Genomic DNA, 4,557 nt, shown 5'->3' on the forward strand with positions numbered 1-4,557 from the left:
GACCTCCGAGCCAGGTGGCGGTCTGGAAAAAGGAAAGGTCTGTATAAAAGGGAATTCCAAAAGTCAGGAGCCCGGCAACAGCATGAAGGGAAACGGAAAGGAGAAGGAAATACCAGAAATAGCAGTGAACATTATAGTACTAGGGTCTTTGCCTCTGGGGGAGCTTCGCCCTGCACACCTGAAAAGCCTCTATCTATCCCTGGGCAAGGCCCGGGCTGAGGGGGAGAAGGGCCTCAGCCCAAACTCTATATCCCTGGTTCACCGGGTCCTGCACAAGGCCCTTGAGGATGCGGTGAAGGCCGAGTTGGTAGTACACAATGCGGCCTCGGCGGTGAGCGCCCCCCGCCCAGGCAGGCATGAGGCTAGAATCCTCTCCCCATGCGAGGTGCCCCTCTTTCTGGAGACTGCCAGGAGGAGCCGATATTATATCATCCTTCTGCTGGCCCTCCATACAGGGATGCGCCGTTCAGAACTCTTGGGCTTGCGATGGAAGGATATCGATCTGGACATGGCCTCACTTTCCGTTTCCCAGGTGGTCCTGGGGTTGGCAGGCGGGAAGCTTCATTTCTCAGAGCCCAAGACAGCCAAGGGTAGGCGGCAGATAGCATTAACCCCCACATCAGTCCTGACTCTCAGAGGACATAAAGAGAAAGCGGAGGCCGACAGGAAGATGCTTGGCTTGCCATTGACGGATGATGACTTAGTATTCGCCCGCCCCGATGGGAGCCCGGAGAGGCCAACGAGGGTGACGGAAGCCTTCAGATGGCTTGCCAGGAAGATGGGCCTCCGGGGAATGCGCTTCCATGACCTACGCCACACACACGCCAGCCTCATGCTGGCCCAGGGAATCCACCCCAAGGTCGTCCAGGAACGGCTGGGCCATGCCACCATAGGCATCACACTGGACACCTATTCCCATGTGGTCCCTGGGCTCCAGGAGGCGGCGGCCAGGCGGTTTGAGGGGTTGGTTAGCAATCCGTTAGCAAAACCATCCGAGGGACAGGAGGGGTTATATCTGCTAGGGGCAGGGCTTGAATCTACCGAAAGAGCCACCACACCTCATTGACAGTAGGGCCAGATAGCTTCCATAATGGCCCCAAGAGGTGAACGCCTTGACTGAAAGCCAGAGCAGCACTGTCCTGGTCACCGGCGCTGCCGGATATATCGGCAGTGTGCTCTGTGAAGAGCTCATAGATAACGGCTACAGGGTTATCGCCCTGGACAACCTGGAGCAGGGCCACCCGCAGGCGGTAGCGCTTGGGGCAACTTTCATAGAGGGAGACCTGGCAGAGAGAGAAAGCCTTGAAAGGGTGTTTCGCACCCGCGCCCCAGACGCGGTGATGCATCTGGCGGCCTCCAGCGTGGTCAGCGAGTCGGTGGCCCAGCCTGCCCGATACTTCAAGAACAATGTGGTCAACAGCATAAACCTGCTGGACGCCATGCTGGCCCACGGGGTGAAGAAGATGGTCTTCTCCTCCTCGGCGGCGGTGTATGGGGAGCCGGTCTCCCTCCCCATCCGGGAGCAGGACCCGGAGCGTCCCACCAATCCCTACGGCGAGTCCAAGCTGATGTTTGAAAAGGCCCTCCAATGGTATAACCGGGCCTACGGGCTGAAGTTCATTTCCCTGCGCTACTTCAACGCCGCCGGGGCCAGCCGCCGCTCCGGGGAGGACCACCACCCTGAGACCCACCTCATCCCCAGCGTAATGAAGGTGGCGCTGAAACAGGAAGAGCACCTCTGTCTCTATGGCACTGACTATGATACTGAGGACGGCAGTTGTGTTCGGGACTACATCCATGTGGTGGACATCGCCCGCGCTCACATCCTGGCCCTGAGGGCCCTGGAAGGGGTGAGGGCCCGCATCTACAACCTGGGCAACGGCGAGGGCTACAGTGTCCTCCAGGTGGTGAAGGCGGCCAGGGAGGTTACCGGCGCCGAGGTCCCGGTCTTGCTCCAGCCCCGCCGCCCCGGCGACCCGGCCAGGCTGGTGGCCAGCCCGGAACTCATCCGCTCCGAGCTGGGCTGGCAGCCCCGATACCCTGCCCTGAAAGACATTATGGCCAGCGCCTGGGAGTGGCACCGGAAACACCCCTATGGCTATAGCAAGGAACGTTGACAATAAAACTACCCCAGGTTAGACTGGCAAAGAGGGCAACTGAGGTCCCTGTAGCTCAGCGGACAGAGCAACTGCCTTCTAAGCAGTCGGTCGGGAGTTCGAGTCTCCCCAGGGACGCCACAAAATCCTCCCCCCGCTGGCGGCCAAGGCACCGTGAAGCAGTCCATAGAGCAAGACAGCACTAGGTCAGGCAGCCTCATCAGCCGCATCATTCCCGGGCTGGGGTTGCCCCCCCTCGTGGAGATGGAGCCGGACCATCTCCGCTACTGGTTCCAGAGCCTCTACAAGAAGGGCAACAAGCCTGGCTCGGTGAGCGTGCGGTATCGGGCACTGAACCGCTTCTACAACTGGGCTGTCCGTGAGGGGGAGATAGCGGAAAACCCTCTGGACAGGGTGGACCCGCCCCACATCCCAGACGAGATTCAGCCCTGGTATCGCCCCGAGGATGTGGAGAAGGTGCTGAAGGCCATCGGGCGGGAGGGGCAGCGGGGAATCCAGGTCTACCAGCTCAGGGACACCGCCATAGTCCTGACGCTCTATGATTCGGGTCCCCGGGCGGCGGAAGTCTGCGGGATGAGGACCCAGGATATTGACTGGAAGCACAAGACCATCATGGTGACGGGCAAAGCCGGCAAGCAACGGCGAATAAGCATCGGGGCTCGCACCGCCGAGGCCATCGACCGCTATCTGCGCAAGCGGGGGGTAACGAGCGACATCTTGTGGCTGGCCAGCGGCCTCAAGCCCTTCACCACCAACGGCTTGCGAATGATGCTGAAAAGACGTTTTCAAGCCGCCGGAGTCCCCTTCCGGGGAGCCCATGCCTTCAGACGGGGCTTTGCCATGAGCTATCTTAGCGGCGGGGGGCAGGAGGGGGACCTGAAGGAACTGCGCGGCTGGGAAAGCTTCGCCATGGTCAGTCGCTATGCCCGGGGAAACGCTGCCGAGAGGGCCATAGACGCCCACAAGAAGTGCAGTCCCGGGGACCGCCTGAGGGTGCACTAAGCGAGGGATTTTGAAGCCAAAACGTGCCCCTTTGCACGTCCTGCATTATGTCAACAGGAGCTGACCACTCTCTTGATGAATGGGGGCGCAGATTTCCGCGCTGCTAGGCCAATTCCGGCCAGAAGTCAAGGTGCCAGATAGACAATGTGTCCTGCCGTTTGTCGGCCAGTTGTGCTATGCAGGAAGATCGCCCAACGGTATCCGCGTCATTCTCGGCGGCGAGACCAGGCCCACCAGCGGTTGACCACTCTACCTTTGTCAGCAGCATTAGGTGCGTTGGGCGCTCATGGACTGTATTCCTAAGTCTACATGCGTGGCCTTCTCAGAATCTGTGCCCCAGAGAAGTCCGCCGACAGTGTTCGGAACGAGAACAGTCTTGCCATCGCGGGTTCCTAGGATTCTATGGCTAGCCGGTAACCCACACCTCTTTCGTTGACCAGATATTTGGGGTTGTCGGGGTCCTGCTCGATTTTCTTGCGCAAATAGCGAACATACAGCTTGATGTAGTCCATTTCATTGACATAGGCAGGCCCCCAGACATGGAACAGCAGCTCCCTGTTAGTTACCACCGTATTCTGTTTGCGCATGAGATATATGAGCAACTTGAACTCTGTAGGAGAAAGCGTCACCCTCCTGCCTTTGACCGACACGTGGTGTTTCCTAAGATCAGCTTCCAGCCCGTCGCATCTGATAACCGACGCCTCCTTCCCCTGGCCATTCTTGCTGCGTCGAAGAACAGCCCTCACCCTGGACAGAAGCTCCTTGTGCTCAAATGGCTTGCTAACATAGTCATCCGCCCCCAGCTCAAAGCCCCGCAGGATGTCGGTGCTGCTGTTCCTGCCACTGACGATGATAATTGGAATCTCAGATGCCTCGCGGATGCGGCGGCAGGCCTCCCACCCATCTAGACCGGGCAGCATGATATCCAGAAGAACTAAGACCGGACGGGAATTGTAGAGACGCCGTAGCCCTTCGAGGGTGTTGGAGGCTGGCAAAGGCTCATAGCCTGCTGCGCCCAACACGTCCTCGAGGAGTGTCCGGCTTTCCGTGTCATCTTCTATCACCAGGATCTGGCCTCCCGACCCGATTTCCAGCATCTTGCTCCTTTCTGTTTCTTCTCTCTCTTTTTGGTCCCCCCTACCTGAGGTCATCCTGGACACCGTGGACTCCGACGCCGGAGCCCTCCGCCTTCTGCCTGGGGCGGCGGCGCAGGCTGATGTTGAGTTGCTTCCTGAGTTCCTTGCCTGCCTCCTTTTCGGCCCCGTTGCTGCCCTGGACGCTTTCAACCTCGGGCATCCCCTGGATGGTTTCCATGAGTGGGAGTGGTTGCTTGATAAAGACGCTTATGGCCAGCCCCTGATTCCAGGAGCCTACGGTCTGGATGAGCCTTACCTCGCTTTGCTTCCGCAGGCGGCGCTGGAAGCTGGTGAGCTGGGCC

Annotated in this window: 5 protein-coding genes and 1 tRNA gene; 4 read left to right on the forward strand and 2 right to left on the reverse strand. The window is 59.4% G+C overall.

What is annotated here, in order from left to right; genetic code table 11:
* Positions 1 to 82: 82 nt before the first annotated feature.
* The 4 genes from KJ624_06245 to KJ624_06260 all read left to right on the forward strand — a co-directional run bounded on the left by KJ624_06245 (position 83) and on the right by KJ624_06260 (position 3,119).
* Positions 83 to 1,066, forward strand: a complete 984-nt coding sequence (locus KJ624_06245; protein ID MBU2009416.1) for a site-specific integrase — start codon at positions 83 to 85, stop codon at positions 1,064 to 1,066.
* 46 nt (positions 1,067 to 1,112) lie between these two features.
* Positions 1,113 to 2,117 carry a UDP-glucose 4-epimerase GalE gene (gene galE, locus KJ624_06250; protein ID MBU2009417.1) on the forward strand — a complete coding sequence of 335 codons (1,005 nt, stop codon included), beginning with the start codon at positions 1,113 to 1,115 and terminating at the stop codon, positions 2,115 to 2,117.
* A gap of 44 nt (positions 2,118 to 2,161) precedes the next feature.
* Positions 2,162 to 2,237, forward strand: a tRNA-Arg gene (locus KJ624_06255).
* Between the two features lie 33 nt (positions 2,238 to 2,270).
* Entirely contained in the window at positions 2,271 to 3,119 is an 849-nt protein-coding gene (locus tag KJ624_06260) for a tyrosine-type recombinase/integrase (protein MBU2009418.1), read from the forward strand.
* 392 nt (positions 3,120 to 3,511) lie between these two features.
* Here KJ624_06260 and KJ624_06265 read toward each other — a convergent pair whose 3' ends face one another.
* Together KJ624_06265 and KJ624_06270 are read right to left on the reverse strand one after the other, a co-directional pair.
* Positions 3,512 to 4,216, reverse strand: coding sequence for a response regulator transcription factor (locus KJ624_06265; protein MBU2009419.1), 705 nt, complete (start codon positions 4,214 to 4,216; stop codon positions 3,512 to 3,514).
* 40 nt (positions 4,217 to 4,256) lie between these two features.
* The coding region (locus KJ624_06270; protein ID MBU2009420.1) for a hypothetical protein at positions 4,257 to 4,557 on the reverse strand (301 nt) is incomplete at its 5' end.

The sequence above is a fragment of the Chloroflexota bacterium genome (assembly GCA_018825785.1).
In the GTDB taxonomy this organism is placed as follows: Bacteria; Chloroflexota; Dehalococcoidia; order JACVQG01; family JAHKAY01; genus JAHKAY01.